The 16,940-nt window shown below is 50.0% G+C and carries 18 protein-coding genes; 5 read left to right on the plus strand and 13 right to left on the minus strand.

Translation table 11 applies throughout. The annotated features are described in order from the left end of the window. Positions 1-137: 137 nt before the first annotated feature. Complete coding sequence (locus BW972_RS15130; RefSeq protein WP_076422746.1) at positions 138-1,298, minus strand: trans-sulfuration enzyme family protein; 1,161 nt, start codon at positions 1,296-1,298, stop codon at positions 138-140. A 266-nt stretch (positions 1,299-1,564) separates the two neighbouring features. On the opposite strand from BW972_RS15130, the gene BW972_RS15135 reads away from it, so the two are divergent. Next, positions 1,565-2,593: a hypothetical protein gene (locus BW972_RS15135; protein WP_076422747.1), complete on the plus strand. Its 1,029-nt coding sequence runs from the start codon at positions 1,565-1,567 to the stop codon at positions 2,591-2,593. 214 nt (positions 2,594-2,807) lie between these two features. Next, positions 2,808-4,334 carry a lysine--tRNA ligase gene (gene lysS, locus BW972_RS15140; protein ID WP_007653245.1) on the plus strand — a complete coding sequence of 509 codons (1,527 nt, stop codon included), beginning with the start codon at positions 2,808-2,810 and terminating at the stop codon, positions 4,332-4,334. Positions 4,335-4,409: 75 nt separating this feature from the next. Here lysS and BW972_RS19655 read toward each other — a convergent pair whose 3' ends face one another. From BW972_RS19655 to BW972_RS15155, 3 genes are all read right to left on the minus strand, one after another. Beyond that, complete coding sequence (locus BW972_RS19655) at positions 4,410-4,889, minus strand: YtxH domain-containing protein (protein ID WP_083674206.1); 480 nt, start codon at positions 4,887-4,889, stop codon at positions 4,410-4,412. Positions 4,890-5,135: 246 nt separating this feature from the next. Next, positions 5,136-5,483: a YtxH domain-containing protein gene (locus BW972_RS15150; RefSeq protein WP_007653241.1), complete on the minus strand. Its 348-nt coding sequence runs from the start codon at positions 5,481-5,483 to the stop codon at positions 5,136-5,138. A gap of 180 nt (positions 5,484-5,663) precedes the next feature. Further along, the gene (locus BW972_RS15155) at positions 5,664-6,053 is read right to left on the minus strand and encodes a CsbD family protein (protein ID WP_230392159.1); all 390 of its coding nucleotides are present in this window, start codon (positions 6,051-6,053) and stop codon (positions 5,664-5,666) included. A gap of 213 nt (positions 6,054-6,266) precedes the next feature. Here BW972_RS15155 and BW972_RS15160 point away from each other — a divergent pair, with 213 nt between their 5' ends. After that, positions 6,267-6,497 carry a Kazal-type serine protease inhibitor family protein gene (locus tag BW972_RS15160; protein ID WP_007653234.1) on the plus strand — a complete coding sequence of 77 codons (231 nt, stop codon included), beginning with the start codon at positions 6,267-6,269 and terminating at the stop codon, positions 6,495-6,497. A 17-nt stretch (positions 6,498-6,514) separates the two neighbouring features. Beyond that, the gene (locus tag BW972_RS15165) at positions 6,515-6,886 is read left to right on the plus strand and encodes a cupin domain-containing protein (RefSeq protein ID WP_076422749.1); all 372 of its coding nucleotides are present in this window, start codon (positions 6,515-6,517) and stop codon (positions 6,884-6,886) included. 201 nt (positions 6,887-7,087) lie between these two features. Here BW972_RS15165 and BW972_RS15170 read toward each other — a convergent pair whose 3' ends face one another. The 9 genes from BW972_RS15170 to BW972_RS15210 all read right to left on the minus strand — a co-directional run bounded on the left by BW972_RS15170 (position 7,088) and on the right by BW972_RS15210 (position 15,343). Continuing rightward, positions 7,088-7,906 carry an enoyl-ACP reductase FabI gene (locus BW972_RS15170; protein ID WP_007653229.1) on the minus strand — a complete coding sequence of 273 codons (819 nt, stop codon included), beginning with the start codon at positions 7,904-7,906 and terminating at the stop codon, positions 7,088-7,090. A gap of 201 nt (positions 7,907-8,107) precedes the next feature. Continuing rightward, positions 8,108-9,787: a DNA repair protein RecN gene (gene recN, locus BW972_RS15175; RefSeq protein WP_076422750.1), complete on the minus strand. Its 1,680-nt coding sequence runs from the start codon at positions 9,785-9,787 to the stop codon at positions 8,108-8,110. A gap of 75 nt (positions 9,788-9,862) precedes the next feature. After that, a complete protein-coding gene (locus BW972_RS15180; protein WP_076422751.1) occupies positions 9,863-10,093 on the minus strand; it encodes a hypothetical protein in 231 nt (76 codons plus the stop codon). 68 nt (positions 10,094-10,161) lie between these two features. Further along, positions 10,162-11,067 carry a type IX secretion system protein PorD gene (gene porD / locus BW972_RS15185; RefSeq protein WP_076422752.1) on the minus strand — a complete coding sequence of 302 codons (906 nt, stop codon included), beginning with the start codon at positions 11,065-11,067 and terminating at the stop codon, positions 10,162-10,164. Continuing rightward, on the minus strand, positions 11,060-11,719 hold the full coding sequence (gene coaBC / locus BW972_RS20185; protein WP_076422753.1) for a bifunctional phosphopantothenoylcysteine decarboxylase/phosphopantothenate--cysteine ligase CoaBC: 660 nt from the start codon (positions 11,717-11,719) through the stop codon (positions 11,060-11,062). Before coaBC ends, porD begins: the two co-directional genes overlap by 8 nt. Beyond that, positions 11,703-12,200 (minus strand): flavoprotein, encoded by a 498-nt coding sequence (locus BW972_RS20190; RefSeq protein ID WP_007653215.1) that lies wholly within the window; start codon positions 12,198-12,200, stop codon positions 11,703-11,705. Before BW972_RS20190 ends, coaBC begins: the two co-directional genes overlap by 17 nt. A 68-nt stretch (positions 12,201-12,268) precedes the next feature. After that, the gene (locus BW972_RS15200) at positions 12,269-12,595 is read right to left on the minus strand and encodes a DNA-directed RNA polymerase subunit omega (RefSeq protein WP_007653213.1); all 327 of its coding nucleotides are present in this window, start codon (positions 12,593-12,595) and stop codon (positions 12,269-12,271) included. Between the two features lie 11 nt (positions 12,596-12,606). Further along, the gene (locus BW972_RS15205; RefSeq protein WP_234986405.1) at positions 12,607-13,431 is read right to left on the minus strand and encodes an outer membrane protein assembly factor BamD; all 825 of its coding nucleotides are present in this window, start codon (positions 13,429-13,431) and stop codon (positions 12,607-12,609) included. A gap of 55 nt (positions 13,432-13,486) precedes the next feature. Further along, positions 13,487-15,343, minus strand: coding sequence for an OstA-like protein (locus tag BW972_RS15210; protein WP_076422754.1), 1,857 nt, complete (start codon positions 15,341-15,343; stop codon positions 13,487-13,489). A gap of 121 nt (positions 15,344-15,464) precedes the next feature. Between BW972_RS15210 and tilS the strand changes: the two genes are divergently transcribed. Further along, positions 15,465-16,796, plus strand: a complete 1,332-nt coding sequence (tilS, locus tag BW972_RS15215; protein ID WP_076422755.1) for a tRNA lysidine(34) synthetase TilS — start codon at positions 15,465-15,467, stop codon at positions 16,794-16,796. The last annotated feature ends 144 nt before the right edge of the window (positions 16,797-16,940 follow it).

Consider the following 16,940-nt stretch of genomic DNA (forward strand, 5'->3'; position numbering starts at 1 on the left):
GTTTAGTGCACTGTCATGCAATGGGATACGGGCACAGAGAGGCGCTTGAAAATCCATCGATTGCAAAGGTAAGCAGACGTTTTCAATCCAATGTTACCAAATCATCAATATTATTTCAAGTGTATATTATAACTTGGCTATACCTTGATTAAAGCCTGTTCAATATCCTTGATCAGGTAGTCGGCATCTTCCAGTCCAATATAAAAGCGCACCAGGTTAAAGTCGAGCTTGCCTTTGTAATTCGAGCCTTTATCATAGTAAGCAGCTGCCGGGTAAATCAGGGACTCGTGTCCGCCCCAGGAAGCAGCCATGAGGAAATGCTTCAAGCTGTTGCAGAAGTTTTCAACCTTCCCAATATCATTTGTTTTAAGCGCAATTGTAAACTGACCTGTGTTATTGCGCAACTGCTTTTTGGCCAACTCATACTGCGGATTCGATGGGTGGAAAGGATAATAGATCTTTTCGACCTGCTCCTGCTTTCCAATCCAGGCTACCACTTTTCGTGTAGTTTCGGCGACCCGCTCCATACGCACAGGAAGCGTCCGCAGGCCGCGCAAAAGCAGCCAGGCATCGTGCGGTGAAAGTATGGCTCCCAGCGTCATAAACTCCCGCTCAAATATCTTGTTGATCATGCCACGGCTGCCGCAGATCACGCCTCCCATAGTGTCGGAGTGCCCCCCGATATACTTGGTGCAGGAGTGTACGACCAGATCCACTCCCATAGCAAGCGGATTTTGATTGAGCGGCGAGGCAAAGCTATTATCGATAATGGTGCTGCAGCCATGCGCTTTGGCAAGTGCTGCAACAGCCGCTATATCCTGCAGCTCAAAGGTGAAGGAGTTGGGACTTTCCAAATACAGCAGCCTCGTGTTGGGACGCATCGCCTTTCGGTAGTTCTCTGTGTCTGTGCCATCCACCATGGTCACCTCTACCCCAAAACGAGGCAAAAAACGGTTCATCAGCACGTTGGTCCAGCCGTAGGGTTTCTCGATGCACACCACATGGTCACCTGCCTTGAGTTGGGAGAGCACCGCAGCTGAAACGGCCGCTATTCCACTCCCAAACGCAATGGCATGCTCCGCTCCTTCCAGTGCCGCCATCTTTTTCTCGAACATGGTCACAGTGGGGTTGTTGCCACGGGTATAGAGGTAAGACTCTGCCTCGTTCAGGAGCATGCGTCGCATATCATCAACCGTTTTGCTGGCAAAATTGCTTGTCTGCAGGATGGGTGGCGCCACTGCATTGTAATACAATTCCCGGTCTTCCCCCAATTCGTTCAGGATATAAGATAGCTCCATGGTACAAAGATTTGGTCCCCCTCTTGTACTCTTATTTTGAGCTCCGGGTTATTGCTGCGACCTCTCACAAATTCCTGAATTTAAAAGGCTTACCTTAAGCTATATTATACCTGAAAATGGTGCTTTTACAGCAACATGATAAGCGAAGAAAATATTTTTCACAACCACCGCATAAGTCATTGATAATCAATTAAATAAATTCACAAAAACCTTGTATTTATAAACAAAAATTGCAACTGTTAGCAGGTCAGAAATGTTGTAAATACATGAAAGAGAAAGAAGAAGAAAACATCATATCTATGTATCCGGAAGAGCAGAAACAGCTCGACAAGGAATGGTATAAATCTATTCCGGCGCAGGTGTTTCTGAACTATTTTTTCGCGATCAATTACCACCTGAACCACTACGAAGGTATGGGGCTGCAGCAGTTGGCTTTCTTTAGGGAAGTACCTGCCGAGCTCTCCGAAGAAGATGTGGAAGCAGTCAAAAAACTTTTGCTGAACAGCTGGAATACAGAGTATGCTTTGCGTACTACGGCAGAGCTGGGTGACGAGAGCTATATCCGAAATGCCCTGCACTGGACTTTCCCACAGGCTTACTATACCGTGTTTGCGAGCTTGCAGGCATTCCTGCATACTCGCCAGATCAAGACCAGCAACGAGACCCTGGTAATGCGCGAAGCAGGTCGCCTGATCGTGAAGAATGCCTATCCGCAGGCGATGAGCTTCTACGCATCCGGGCACTACGATGACTTCCGAATTAACCGTTTGCCACTGGCACACTACAAGCCGGGCTTGCAGATTGCCGGCAAAGAGCTTGAGGCACAGTCGCAAATCGGTCAGTTTCTGCGCACAACTCGTCGCATGAAGGCTAAAGCGGTACGGCAACAGGTACAGGGCAATGCATCAACGGCTATTCGCAGCAATCGCACGGGCGAAGTGCTTCAGAAATTCGGTCCGCAGCATTGGCAGCAACTGACCTGGCGCATGGGTTATACCACCCTGTTTGACCTGCTGGCCAGACTGCGCATCTCCAACTCACATCGCGAAATAGAGCGCTTCGTGCAGGCCGAGATCGATTTCAGGCTGTTCCACGAGTCGTTGCTCGATATAGTGAGCTACCTTAATGGCATACATGAGTGCTATGTGGCGCAGGCCATGAGTCTGCAGCAGTATGAGGCCTTTGTGCAGGAACTGCCAGCCTATCTGCAAAACTCCTTTGTGGCAGCCAGGCTGCAGGACAAAGTAAAACCGCTTTTACAGGACGACGAGCAGCAACTCCGCACAGCTGCGTAAGTCCGATTTGTTCTACTACATATATGGGAGCCCCGGCAGGTTTTGCTTGCCGGGGCTTTTTTTATCAGGATTTTCAGCGTCCGGAAGGATATACAGGATTGAGCTGTCTTTGGTAACTAACCTTTAACAATCAGTAATTAACCTTTTAAAAGCTGCCGATTATTTAGCAATTTTGCAGTTTATATATAACAGTCACATTTAGTACTAAAATCGCATGCAACTCAGCGAACAGGAACTACGCAGACGCCACGAGCGCGAAGAGCTGGAGAAAATGGGCATCAACCCATATCCATCCGAAACATTTGAAGTGACGGCCACGGCCAAAGAGATAAAGGAGAATTTCGATAAGGAGAAGAACAACTACCAGGAAGTAACCCTGGCTGGTCGTTTGATGAGTCGCCGCGTGATGGGCAAAGCCTCGTTTGCTGAGCTGATGGACAGCACGGGTCGCATCCAGATCTATGTATCACGCGATGACATTGCACCAGGCGAGAACAAGGACATGTACAACACCGTGTTCAAGAAGATGCTCGACATCGGTGACTTCATCGGCATCAAAGGATACGCTTTTGTCACGCAGGTAGGCGAGATCTCGGTACACGTGACGGAATTGAAAGTACTGACGAAGTCACTTCGCCCATTGCCTATTGTGAAGCGTGAGATCGACGAGAACGGCAACGAGATCGTGCACGACGGTTTTACGGATCCGGAGCTGCGTTACCGTCAGCGTTACGTGGACCTGATCGTGAACCCGCATGTGCGTGAGACTTTTAAGAAGCGTACACAGCTGGTGAGCACCATGCGTAACTTCCTTGCTGAAAAAGGTTACCTGGAAGTAGAAACGCCGATTCTGCAGCCTATACACGGCGGTGCTGCGGCTCGTCCGTTCAAGACGCACCACAACACACTGGATATGACGCTATACCTGCGCATTGCCAATGAGCTATACCTGAAGCGCCTCATCGTAGGTGGATTCGACGGTGTGTTTGAGTTTGCCAAGGACTTCCGTAATGAGGGTATGAGCCGTTTCCACAACCCGGAGTTTACGGTGATGGAGCTGTACGTTACCTACAAGGACTACAACTGGATGATGGATCTGGTAGAGGAGATGGTAGAAAAAGTGGCCCTTGCTCTGCACGGTAAAACAGAAGTACAGGTTGGCGAAAACCTGATCAACTTTGCCCGTCCATGGAAGCGCTACACCATGTACGAAGCCATTGAGCACTTCACGAAGATCGACATCTCGAACATGGAAGAACCGGAGCTTCGCCAGGCGGCGCAGCAATTGGGCATTCATGTGGACCCAACCATGGGCAAAGCCAAAATCATTGATGAGATATTCGGGGAGACGGCAGAGCCTAACCTGATACAGCCGACTTTCATCACAGATTACCCTGTGGAGATGAGCCCGCTTGCCAAGAAGCACCGCGACAAGCCAGGTTTGGTGGAGCGTTTCGAGGCCATCTGTAATGGCAAAGAAATCTGTAATGCCTTCTCGGAGCTGAATGACCCGGTTGATCAGCGTGCCCGCTTTGAGGAGCAGCTGGAACTGGCAAAACGCGGTGACGTGGAGGCCATGGCCCTGGACGAAGACTTCCTGCGTGCCCTGGAATACGGTATGCCACCAACCGCTGGCTTGGGTGTAGGTATAGATCGCCTGACCATGATCATGACAAACTCTAACTCCATTCAGGATGTGCTGTTCTTCCCACAAATGAAGCCAGAGAGAAGAGAAGAATAAAAGTTAATTTTCCATAAAACAGAAATGGCCCGCTATACCTTAGCGGGCCATTTCTGTTTTATGCTTATCTTCTTTCTATAGCTTTTCCTCGCCTGAAATTCTATCCTTCACTTTGTCCGTGGCATCTTTCAGGCTTTCTTCTTTTCCGACCCAGGAGTCAATTTTGGTCTTACCAGCACCTAACTTCTCGTTGATGCCGCGGCCTACCCAGGCGGCGGAGTCTGACAGGCGGCGACGGGTAATGCGGCCACTGTCGGGTGCCATGAGTATACCTGCCAGCACTCCTACGCTGGCGCCGGCGAGCAAGCCCATGGCGACCCCCAAGGTCCCGCTGCTCTCATCATGCGAGCTGGAAGACGATGACCTGCGACTACCGCTGCTATACGCTGTACGTTGCTGCATTTTCGGCTGGTGCTTCGGCTCCCGCACAGAGGAGTGCGTTACATTTCCGCTCGTTTCTCTACCCACATGACTATTGGTAGACGATGATCTTGGGTTGTTGCTGTATGTACTTTTTGCCTCTCCCAGGCTGCTGTAATCCATTTTCGTTCTCATAGTTTGCTTTGGTTTTATTGTGAATTCTATTGCGCGAAATATTATACTCTTTAAAATAATAACGGGAGTAAAGTCCTAAGGTTAGCGCTGATCAAATCAGTAGCATCCAAAAACAAAGGCCTGTTCCGGTATGGAACAGGCCTTTCGCCTTCACAAAGCTTGTTTCCACCTCAGCGGGCACACGTGCCCCAGGAACAAGCCAAGTTTAAGTATACGTTTTGAATGGGCTATGCCCGGTGTGGCAGGTTATACGTTTGTTACAGTAGAGCCACCAGCATTTGTGCTGCCAGATGTACCAGTAGTAGAGCCGGTTGAGCCGGTTGAACCAGCTGATGAAGACGAACTGCCACCAGTGTTACCGCCTTCTTTATTGGCGCTGCCCATTTTGCTCATGGCCTCGTTGCTCATGTTTTTGATTTCGTCAAGGCCAGTCTGCAGGTTCTTCTCAAGATCTTTGCTTAGTTTGTTAGCCCACTTCTTGATACCGGTTCTGGTGTGTTCACCTGTGTCTGGAGCCATCAATAAGCCTGCAATTACACCAGCGCTAGCGCCTGCCAACAGTGCAAGCATGATCTTTCCGCTATTATCTTTCATAGTTCTGTTTATTATAAATTGTTGGATTTGGTTTCTTTAATATTAGCTATTGCCCTAATAACGACGAAGCTATGTATTAAGTTATAACTATACTACAGTTTTATGTTGTAGTGCATCTAAATAACGAAAAAAAGCTCAGCAAAACACTTTGCTGAGCTTTAAATTATGTTCCGTATTCTCTTACAAGTCTCTGATCACCTTCATGATCTCATTTTTGGTTTTGCCCAGTTTCTGCTGCAAACGTCCAAACAATTCGTCTTCCTGCCCTTCCACATAAGTCAGGTCATCATCGGTCAGGTCAGCGTAGTTTTTCTTCAACTGCCCCTTTACATCATCCCAGGATCCGCGCATAATCAGGCTGCTCCCATCATCGGTCACCTTGTTGCGTTCCAGCTTATCCATAAAGTTCTTGACAGTACGCTCCACGTCATCGCTTACTTTGGTGAGCGTTTTTTTCAGGCTATCGCGTGTGTCCAGGCCATTGTTTGGGGCAAGTAGTACACCGGCTACTACACCGGCTCCAATACCGGCCAGTGTGGCCAGCAGAATTTTTCCTTTTTCGTCGTTCATGTTGTTTATCATTTTCAGGTACTGTTTATTTGATAAGGCGTAGCTCCTTCAGAATAGAAAGCATGGTCCTTATACCTGTATCTCGTTTAATTTACGTTCCAATACATACGGGTTGCTGCATACTTAGTTTGCAAGCCCTTATCTTTGCATACTAGTGTTTCTATTCTCTTTCTATTCAGTAGCACGTATAAAACAACAATAAAATAAAACCTTATGAAAAAGACAGCCCTGGCATTAGCCTTCCTGGCTATGGGAACCCTTTACTCCTGCAAAAACAGCGAAATAGCCTGTATTGACCAATCCAAGATCAACCCTGACCAGATGTGCACTATGCAATATGACCCCGTGTGCGGCTGCGACGGCAAAACTTACGGCAATGCCTGTGAGGCTGATCGTGCCGGCGTGACTTCTTACACCAAAGGCGAGTGCCCTGACAAATCCTAAGCTATACCTGCCAGCCTATGTCTGAGAAAAAATACTTCAAACAAACCAAGCCTTTTCGGGTACCTACCACCGACGGTAAGCTGATAGAAGAGCATTTCGGCAAAGCCTCTACCCATACCAGCGCCTTCAGCGTCGCGCATATGGTAGCCCCGCCGCACTGGGGGGAGCCGCATCAGACGCCGGAGTTCGACGAGATCACGATCGTGCTACGCGGCCGCAAGCTGATTGAGATTGACGGGGAGGAAGTGGTAGTGGAAGCCGGTGAGTCCATCCTGATCAAAGCAGGTGCCCGCATTCGTTACTCCAATCCTTACGATGAGGAGACTGAATACTGGTCTGTATGCGTACCTGCGTTTGACTTTACCAAAGTGAATCGCGAGGATGCATAATGCCGAGGTGTGGCGATGGGGCGCCTTAGGAGCTCCACGAGTATAACCCTGCCACCTGACGATCTAAACTATCTCTTACCTCACTTCAGATCGTTCAGAAAAGTATATCAAAAAAGCCCCTGGCACACTTAGTACCAGGGGCTCTTCATATTTCAGAGCATGTCAGATCTATTTTAAATCTCCAGATCTTCAAATCTGGAATTAAGACTGCTTATTAATCATCTCCACCACATCTTCAGAGATGCCCATGGCAGAGAAGCCGCCGTCGTGCATCAGGTTCTGCATGGTCACCATACGGGTCAGGTCAGAGAACAGGGTGATACAGTAGTCTGCGCAAGACTCAGCAGAGGCGTTGCCTAGTGGAGACATCTTGTCAGCATAGTCATAGAAAGCGTCGAAACCTCCTACACCTGTACCAGCGGTCGTCTTGGTCGGTGACTGCGACACTGTGTTCACACGTACCTTATTCAGCTTGCCCAGGCGGTAGCCATAGTTACGCGCAATAGACTCAAGCACAGCCTTTGCATGTGACATGTCAGTATAATCAGGGAACACACGCTGCGCCGCGATATACGAAAGCGCTACGATAGAACCCCACTCATTCATGGCGTTCTGCTTCTCAGCTACGTGCATCACCTTGTGGAAAGAAATGGCTGAGATGTCCAGCGTCTTCAGGAACCAGTCGTAGTTCAGGTCGCCGTAAGACTTGCCTTTACGGATGTTCGGGCTTGAGCCGATTGAGTGCAGCACGAAGTCGATCTTACCGCCTAAAATTTCCTGAGCTTTTGTAAACAGGTTTTCCAGATCCTCAACAGAAGTAGCGTCGGCAGGTATAACCTGAGCGTTGCAAGCTTCAGCCAGCTTGTTGATCTCACCCATACGCATTGCGATCGGGGCATTTGTCAGCACAAACTCAGCACCCTCTTCATGGGCACGCATCGCAACTTTCCAGGCGATAGACTTCTCGTCAAGCGCTCCGAAAATGATTCCTTTCTTTCCTTTAAGCAGATTGTAAGACATGTATTTGTCAGGTTAATGTTTCACATTTTCAGGATTTCTGCCAGCCAGGTATAGCCAGCAGAAATCAGGCAGCAATATAGCAATAACTAGGTATAACTCAAGTTAAGATCGGCCATCATTCACACAAGCCCATTTCTCCGTTAGCCCCCTCTCCTATTTTAGGTATGCGGCCCTGAGCAAAGAAGCGACATTGAGTGTATATTACAGCGAAAGCAACTCTTTGGCACTCTTGTAAGCACTTGCACTAGGGTTGGCACCTGCTATCATGTGCGCTATTTCATCTACACGCTCTTTGTCGCTCAGTTTCTTCACACGGCTGATCGTTCGGTCTTCGGTATCATGCTTGTACACGAAGTAATGGGAGTTACCCTGCGCTGCAATCTGCGGCAAGTGCGAAATGGCAATAATCTGGTGCTTCTGCGCCATCTGCTGCATCATCCTGCCCACTTTCACGGCTACCTCCCCGGATATGCCTGTGTCGATCTCGTCGAATACGATGGTTGGCAGGGCAGTTTTATCGGCCAGCATGTACTTGATGCTGAGCATCAATCGGGAGAATTCACCGCCTGAGGCAGCTTTTACCAATGACTGGGGCTGCGCACCTTTGTTTGCACTGAACAAAATACTGATCTCGTCAGTACCTGTTGCAGTTGGCGCAGCGGCTTTGTGCTGAATGACGATGCGGGCGTTTGGCATACCAAGTTCGGCCAGCAAGGTATAGAGTTCCTGCTCGAACTGCCCAAACGAAGCCTTGCGGCGTTCTGAAAGCACGGCAGCTTTCTCCAGCATTTCCTTCTCCGCTTCTTTCATGGCTTTCTCGGTGCTGGAAAGAGCATTATCCAAGTTTAGTACGCTGCCTACTTTGCCTTCCAGCTCACGCTGAATCTCGAGCAGTTCGGCAATAGTTTGTACCTGGTGCTTGCGCTGCAAGGTATAGATGGTGTTAAGCCGCTCCTGTACCTCCGTAGTGCGGGCCGGATCGGCTTCGGTGCGGCGCTCAGCATCTTCGAGTTCACCTGCCACGTCATTAAGCTCAATCATGCAGCTTTCGGTGCGGGTGCGCAACTCTTCATACTTCGGTGAGAAAGCCGCCAATTGCCCGATCAGTTGTACTGTGTCCTTCAGGGCGGAGGTGATGTTAAACTCTGACTCTGTCAGGTACTGCACCGCCTGCGTCAGCTTCAGCTTGATGTCTTCGGCGTTCTCCAGTTCCTTAAGCTCTGTCTCCAGCTGCTCCTGTTCATCTTCCTGCAGGTTGATCTCCTCCAGTTCATTGAGCAGGAAAGTGTTGTAGTCCAGTTCCTTCTGCGCCTGCGCAAGCTGGTCGTTCAGTTTCTTATAATCGCTTTCGAGCTTCTTATACTTGCGGTACGTCTCGTTATAATCTTTCAGGTATGACAGGTTGCCTGCATAGATATCCAGCGAAGTGTTGCCGGCATAAATGTCGAGGATATTGAGTTGGAAGCTGGTGTCGCCCAACTGCAGTGTGTCGTGCTGCGAGTGGATGTCCATCAGGTTCTCGCCTATCTTGCGCAGCACGTCCAGCGTTACCGGGGTGTCGTTCACAAAGGCGCGTGACTTTCCGCTTGGGCTGATCTCACGACGCAGGATGCAGTGTTCGTCAAAGTCTAAGTCCTCAGCTAAAAACACCTCTTTGAGGTTGTACTGCGAAATATCAAATACCCCCTCAATCACGCACTTCTGCTCCTGGTTGAAGAGCAGTTTAGAGTCGGCGCGGTTACCGAGCAGCAAACCTATCGCGCCCAGCATAATGGACTTACCGGCACCGGTTTCACCTGTTATAATATTGAGCACTGGCGATGGGTTCATTTCCAACTGCTCTATCAGTGCGTAGTTTTTTATTTTAAGATCAATCAGCATATATAAGGATGCAAGATGCTAGTCACAAGGTATAAGATTTAATACCCGGACTTAGTTCGATAATTTGGGTGTATTTTAATAAGGTGCTTCGATGTCGTAAATCACTTCCTCCACCTCGGGCACAGGTATGGTATGTTTGTGCCTGCGACCATCGAGCAACTCCAACTCCTGGACTGACACATGCTGCAGTACCCCCTGCACAACCACACGGTTTCTCAACACCACTTGCACCGTCAGCTGTTGCAGAAGATCAGGCAGGTGATCGGCCAATTGGTTTCGATAGATTCTGATCTGGCGTTTGCCCATAGGTGATTGCGCAGGTATATTCCTCCGCCCCGTGAAGATACGCGCTTTCTGTGAAATTTGGAAAAGGCTTAGCGTTGGAGCAGCACTTCGTACTTGGTGTTGTTGGTAGGATCCACCTGCGTGAGTAAGGTATAGGCGGCTTGCTTATCAGCCGGAGCGGCCGATTTGAAAATATTCACCAGTTCATCTGACTTGGCCTCAAAGAATGAGCGGATCAGAGCAGCGCCGGGCTTCTGCTGCGATATCTTCTGGATGTTCCGCAGCACTTCGAGTGTCGCCTTGCGGGCTTTCTCAGGGTCCTGTGCCATCAGGTCCATCCCCTGGCGGTGCATGGTATAGATGCCCTCACGAAAAGGTATAAACACCGGATCCTGTATGTTGTCGATCATCCAGTAGCGGTTGCGATTGCCTTCAAACGGACGCCAGCCCGGGAAAATAGAGTTCTGCGAAGCTGCCAGGTTCAGGATGCCACGTGCCCGATCAAAGGAAGGTGAGCCGCCTAATCTGGCAAAGCTGTCGTTATCCATCCCGATGATCATATAGGCATAGTATGCCAGCATGGCTGACAGGTTGCCGGTAAAATTGTTTTCGGCAAAGTCGAGCGGTTGGGCCTCGTTAAACTGGAAAAGCCAGTCACGGTCGATAAAAGAGAAAAGCGTGGACTCGTAGCCGGTGCCATAAGCTGGCCGTACGGATACGATCTGTACATTGGCGCGGAAAGTACCTACCTCGGGCATTTCAGTCAGGTTGATGAGCATACGGCATTTGATGCGTTCATCCACCCGGTAAGACTGATTAGTCCAGCGGCGGTTGTTCATAAACTCAAAAATGCGGTTTTGCATTTCGGTGAACAGTTGCCGGTTGGCAAAAGCTACCTGTTCGCTGTTGACCACCACATCGCACTGCAACTCCTGGGCACGGGCTCCCAAGGCTACTCCCATCACACACAGCAAAACAAACAGTCGCTTAAGCATAGAGTCTCTCCCAAATCAGGTTCACGATATCCTGTGCCACTTCGCTTTTATGCTTCAGTTCAAAAGCCGTGGTCGTATCTTTCTCAATAATAGTGATTTTATTTGTATCGTGCTTAAAACCAGCGCCCGGATCATTGAGGGAGTTCAGCACAATCATGTTCAGGTTCTTCTTTTGCAGCTTCTCGCGGGCATTGCTGTCTTCATTATCCGTCTCCAGGGCAAATCCCACGGCAAACTGATCTTGCCGCTTTTCTTTGCCGAGTGCCGCTGCTATATCAACGTTCTTAACGAGTTCGATTGTCAGTTCGGCACCGGCTTTTTTTATTTTTCGGTCTGCTACTACTTTGGGTTTGTAATCGGCAACGGCAGCGGCAAATACCCAGATATCAGCCGCAGGAGCCTGCTGCTTTACAGCCGCATACATTTCATCGGCAGTAGTAACGGGTATAACCTTGATGGCATCATGCTGCGCCTGCAGGTTTGTTGGCCCTGCTACCAGCTGCACCTGAGCACCGCGGCTGGCAAAGCACTCGGCCAGCGCATAGCCCATTTTACCTGTTGAGTGGTTGCCAATAAAACGCACCGGATCAATTGGTTCGTATGTCGGGCCGGCAGTCAGGACGACGGTTTTGCCCTTAAACAGTTTTTCCAATGCCTGTGAAGTGATTTTCTAGTACGCGAATAATTTCCTCTGGCTCTGCCATACGCCCCTGCCCCACCAGTCCACTGGCAAGTTCGCCATATCCGGCCTCAATGATGAAGTTGCCATAGCCGCGCAGCCTGGTAAAGTTAGCCTGCACCGCAGGGTGCTGGTACATATCCAGGTCCATAGCCGGTGCCACAAACACCGGGCAGCGTGCTGACAGGTAGGTAGCCGACAAGAGATTATCGCAAAAACCGTTGGCAAACTTGGCCACTGTGTTGGCACTGGCAGGTGCTACCACCATGGCATCGGCCCAGAGGCCCAGCTCCACATGGTTGTTCCAGACACCCTGCTCATTGAGCACGAATTCAGTGAGCACAGGCCGCTTGGAGAGGGTAGCTAAAGTGAGCGGGGTTATAAAGGCAGAAGCAGAAGTGGTCAGGATGACCTGCACTTCTGCTTCTGCTTTTACGAGTAAGCGAACTAGCATGGCTGCCTTATACGCAGCTATACTTCCGCAGACCCCCAATACTATTTTCCGATTCCGGAGCATGCGCCTTACAGCGATATTTCGTCAGTCTCTTCGTCTGGTGTGCGCACGTATACTTTACCTTCCAGGAATTCCTCAATAGCAAGGCTGGTAGGCTTTGGCAGGCGCTCGTAGTATTTAGAAATTTCGATCTGCTCACGGTTCTCAAACACCTCCTCCAGGTTGTCCACTGTGGTGGCAAACTCGGCCAGCTTAGAGTTCAACTCTTCTTTCAGCTTCACAGAGATCTGGTTGGCTCTTTTAGAGATAACCGAAACAGACTTATACACATTGCCGGTCTGCTCTGCAAAGTCGGCCATGTTACGGGTAACGATTGATGATGGAACGATTGCCATATATACTTGCTTTATGAATTGCTTGGGTTGTTTTTCTTTATTTTCTCGAGCTCAGATTGCGCGTTGGCGTATACCTGCTCAGCACTACGCAGGTAACTGCTGTCGGGATACTGGTCGATGAAGGCCTGGTAAAAATCAATAGCTTCCATGAAACGCTCCTGCTGCTTGTCCGGCACGCTTTCCAGCGCAAAGCGGTATTGTGCATCCACTCTCAGGTAAGCTGCCTGCTCACTGTAGGGCGAAGACGGGTTTTCGCGCAAAAAGTTCGTAAATGCCACTACGGCAGACTTGTAATAGCGCAGCTTGTAGTATAAGCGGGCACTTTCAAAAGCTTTCAGATCCAGCTTAGCGCTCAGATCATCGAACATCTTATTGGCCTCTGCTGAGAACTGGCTGCTTGGGTAGCGTACCAGGAATTCCTGGATCGACTCCATAGCCGTGATGGTGCTAGTCTGATCCTGCTCGAAGTCCGGTGAGTCGTTGTAAAGTGACTTAGCCTGCAGGAACATAGCCTCCTCAGCCATCTCACTACGCGGGTAGGTTTCGTAGAAGGTACGGAACTGGAAGGCACTCAGCATGTACTCCCGCTGCTGGTAGTGCGTGTTGGCGTAGTAGAAACGGGCTCTCTCAGCCTCTTCTCTACCTGTCATCAAAGGCATCACCTGCTCAAGCAGTTGGTTTGCACGGTAGTAGTCCCCTTTCTCGTAGTACTCGAGTGCGGCTTTGTATTTCAGATCAACGTCGTTGCTTTTTAACAGCTTTTGGAAGTTGCTGCAGCTGGTTGTAAAAACCAACAGGCACAACAATACGACGGTATGCAGGATTCCTCTGTTCATGAACGGGCAAAATTATACAATATCCCTGTGATTTACAAGCGTGAATATAGCGTGTTTACTTGCGGGCCGGCGACTGCTTGGCAGCTCCTGCAGCAGGCTTTTTAGCTGGCGTCTGGCCTGACTTGTTGCCAGCTGCTTTGCCTTTGGCAGGAGCAGCGGCTTTAGTAGGCACATCCGGCGCTTTCACCGGTTCGCGCGGAGCCAGTACCTCTTTTTTATCAGGCCTGAGTTCTTCGAGCCAGGCAAATCCTTCAAGCCTTCGGTCACTAGCCTGCAGTTCGTGCGGCGGTATGAACTTTGCGTCCGGATTTACAAGAAACGAAATAGATTTCAGTTTATTTTCCGCAAAGTTCAAAACCATGTCGCTACACACAGCCCGGTTCATACCTGTTAGCACCGAATCACCTTCCAAGGCAAAGTAAATACTCTCTCCATTGCCGTTCACATTTACACGTCGCATACGCCCGTCCTGGAAGTGCGCCACCATGTTACGGCCCTTCACCTGGTTGTAATTCCGGAGTGAGTCTTCAGAAGTGATAAAGGAGTTACTGAAAATGTACATCTTGTCGATGGTCTTGTTTCGCATGTGGATGCGGATGGTATCGCCCACGATCTGGCTCTGCTCACTCCACAGGGTCGGGTTGCGGTGCATGTACATCAGCGAGTCGGTACGGTTGTAGCTGAGAGAGTCGCAGGTGCCCTGCAGGTCTGATTTGAAGATCTTGACGTTATTGAAAGCAAACAGCATACTTGGCTGTCCATCTGCCTTAGCCTCGCGGGAGATAAGTGAATCGGCGGCCATGTATAGCGTGTCACCATCCATGATTGACTCCATCACCGGACTGCCCCATACCTTGGCTACCCCCTGATCTCGCCAGTAGCGGCCGACTTGCCCACGTATGGTCACGTCGTCTTTGAGCGAGCGCATGGTCATGTTCACCTTCGCCTCTCCATAGCCGCGGGCTTCGTCATAATACAGATCATCTCCCCCCAAGCGGTATTCCGGCGTTACGATATAGGCATTACGTCCGAAACGGGATACTTTGGTAATAGTATTATAAGTACCCTGCTCTGCGTACAGGTCGCCATTCTGACCTTTGATGAAGGTTGGTCCCTGGAAGTACACCACTTTACTCTCTGTGTTGTAGCGCATGTTCTGCGCTGTGATCTCGTAGTCAGCTGAAAACACTTTCACGTTCTGCTGAAAGGTAAAGACTTTGGTATTGGTATCGTAAGTACCGCGCTGGCTCTGCAAGCGGTTCTCGGGGTCTACAATGGTTCCGCCCTCGGTATAGACTGCCGTGCGGTTTTCCAGGTTATAATCAAGCGTAGGCGTGGTCAGTGTCATACGCGGATCCTGCATGGTCACACCCCCACTCATTCTGGCAGTGCGTTTTGCACCATCGTAGATGGCTTTCGTACCGGTCATGGTAACAGTATCTGCCTGGTTGATACGCACGTTGCCGAATGCCTCCAGTATCTCACTGTCACGGTATTGGTACACAGAGTCGGCATAAAGAAACGTCTCCTTTTGCTTAAAGATCACATTCCCAATCAGCTTATTCACGCGTCTCCCATTGATCGTAGTACCAATCAGGTCATCAGCACTCTCCAGTTGCACACGATCCTGCTGGCCCTGCTGTTGAGGACCCTGCTGGGCCGGCGTCTGCCCCGGACGTGCGGACTCCGGCTGCTGGTTCATGCGGGGCTGTGAAGGGGCCTGCTGTGGCTGATTCATGCGCGGCTGCGGTGGCTGTTGCTGCGGCACAATTTTGGGCGGCTGTGGCGGCTTTACCTGCTGCGTAGCCTGCCGCACAGTCACCGGTGGTTTCTGCTGCTGTTGCTCCTGCGCCAAAACTGTCAGCGACAATAGCGTAAACAGAATAGAATAAACTAATTTTGTGATGTTCATGCTTTATGGACAAAAGACGATGGCCTGCTAAGTATGACGTTTCGTTTCAACGTTTCATATACCTGCGGCCTTTGCCTGTTCTTAACTTCAAAATTATAAAAAATATACCAGCCGCTGCCTTATGCTACAGAAAGTTTCCGGTTTCATACAATCACACAACCTTTGCGAGCCCGACAGCAAAATACTGGCGGCTGTCAGCAGCGGCATCGATTCAATTGTGCTTTGCGAAGTACTGCACCAGCTCAAATATACCTTTGCCATTGCGCACTGCAACTTTGGCCTTCGCGACGAAGATGCTGAGGCTGACCAGCTTTTCGCCAAAAAGCTGGCCAAAAAGTACGATGTGCCTTTCTTTACCGAAAATTTCGACACCCGCGCCTTCGCCACGCAGGAGAAACTCTCGATCCAGATGGCGGCCCGCACCCTGCGCTATACCTGGTTTGAACAGGTTCGCCAGCAGGAAGGTTACGACTACATCGCCACGGCCCACCATAGCAACGACCTGACAGAGACCATATTGCTCCACCTGACCAAGGGCACAGGTATAGCCGGCCTGCATGGCATACCTGCCAAAAACGGGCATATCATCCGGCCAATGCTTACCGTTACCAAAGACGATATCTTCGATTTCGTGACGGAGCAACGGCTGATCTGGCGCGAAGACACCTCAAACGAGACGACCAAGTACCAGCGCAACAAAATCAGGCATGAGGTAATTCCGGTGCTCAAGGAAATCAACCCAAACCTCGAGGAAACCATGCAGCACACAGCCGAGCGGGTGAGCCAGGCCGAAGCCATCGTACACACTTACATTGACAACCTGCGCCAGCAAAGTATAAAGGAGGCCGAAGACGCCGTATACCTGTCGCTGGTCCCCCTACAGAACGCAACCGGTCTGCCAGTAGTGCTACATGAGTTGCTTCGCCCCTTCAACTTCAGCTATACTGTGGTGCTGGAGCTGGTAAAGGCATTGGAAGGCCTATCCGGTAAACAGTTCGACTCGCCTAGCCATACCTTGATAAAGGACCGCGAACAGCTTGTGATCACCCCGCGTAACCTGAGCCGCTTTGGGAGTGTGACGATTGCAGAAGGCCAGACGGAAGTGGATGAGGAACACGTGCAAATGACATTGCGCTACGTACCTGCCAGTGCGTATAAGCTCAACACCAAACCGCATGTAGCTGCCCTGGATGCCGGCTTGCTTAAATTCCCGCTGAAACTGCGCTCATGGCAGGAAGGCGACTGGTTTGTGCCGCTGGGTATGAACGGCAAGAAAAAAATCAGTGATTTTCTGATCGACAAGAAGATTCCAGCCAACCTTAAAGCAAAAACGCTGGTATTGGTATCTGACCAGTCTATCGTCTGGATAGCCGGCCACCGACTTGACAACCGCTTTAAAGTGACGGAGAAGACAGAGCAGGTGCTGGAGATTTCTTTGAAACGTACATCGTAGCACGTATCAAGTAGCAGAATTTTGGTGTAGACGTTTAGAGTGAGGCGCCTCCTAGCAGGTCACTGTTTCAGGAAGACAGTCACTTTCTTTTTGTCTGAAGCCTTGAATATGAAAAATCGTGCAATGTGTTGCGTGATACTTGCT

The organism is Pontibacter lucknowensis, assembly GCF_900156415.1.
GTDB lineage: Bacteria > Bacteroidota > Bacteroidia > Cytophagales > Hymenobacteraceae > Pontibacter > Pontibacter lucknowensis.